Consider the following 1060-nt stretch of genomic DNA (forward strand, 5'->3'; position numbering starts at 1 on the left):
CCCCGGAACCCGCCAGCTCCCATGTGCCGATCCCCATCCCGGCCCCCCAGTCGACGGAGAGCCGCTCGCCGGGCACCAGGTCGAGGATCTTGGCCGGTTGGGGGTCGACGTCCAGCCCGCCCATCGCGAAGCGCCCACCTACGTGCGGTTCGATCCCGACCGGCATGCCGAACCACGCGGACGCCTTCTCCGAGTCGATCAGCGAGTCGAACACCTCCTCCACCGGGGAGTCGATCTCCAGCCGCGCCCGCAGCTCCGGGGCGGTGGAGGTGAAGTCGGGCTTCGGGGTGGGCTCGCGCCCCTCCAGGTGATCGACCAGGTTGGCGATGGCCAGTGTCCAGAAGGTCTGGAGCACACCGCGGATGCTCTTGCCGGTGATCACGTCCTGGAAGTCGAAGTGGGTCTGCGAGAGCGTGATCAGCGTGACCTTCTCGCTCTCCGCGACCAGGTCGATCTCCACCGTGGTCTCCTCGCCGTCGAGCAGCCACGAGAACCGCAACGCCCGCTCGTCGGCGTAGGTCGGATTCTGGTGCGGCGCGTCCCCCTCCGGCGTGTGCCGACCCCAGAATGCGTAGCGGTGCGGCAGATCGACCTCCGCATGCTCGGCAAGCCACACCCGCATGGCGGCGGGGTCGGTCAGCGCGTGCCGCACCTCCGCGATCGGCGCTTCCACCCGGGCGGTCATCGTCAGCGGCTCGGTCATGGCCGTCCTTCCTCACGTCGATTGACAAAGAGAGTCTTTATATAAAAACAAGATTTGTCAATATGAGTGGGAAGGAAGGGCGGTGGGAGCACACGCCACCGGAACGTGGGGGCACGGCATCGGCCGGTGAGGTGTCCGCCGTGGGATGGGCCGGGTCGGATCACATGTACGACGTGGCCGGGTTAGATCTCGCCCATGGGGCGGACAGGTCACGCATCGTGGGCGGGCAGGGAAGGTCTCCTGCACGAGCTGGGCACGATCAGATCTCGCGGGCGCGGCAGGCCAGGTTGAACCTCGTGACCCGGGGGCCGGTAACACTCGTGTGCGGCTGGCCGGTCAGGTCGCGCTCGCGTTGGG

The 1060-nt window shown here is 67.7% G+C and carries 1 protein-coding gene; it reads right to left on the reverse strand.

Annotation, left to right across the window (positions count from 1 at the left end):
* On the reverse strand, nt 1–703 hold a 703-nt coding region (locus tag C1I98_RS39215; RefSeq protein WP_111172219.1), incomplete at its 3' end, for an SRPBCC family protein.
* Nucleotides 704–1060 lie beyond the last annotated feature (357 nt).

Source organism: Spongiactinospora gelatinilytica (assembly GCF_003236385.1).
Taxonomy (GTDB): domain Bacteria; phylum Actinomycetota; class Actinomycetes; order Streptosporangiales; family Streptosporangiaceae; genus Spongiactinospora; species Spongiactinospora gelatinilytica.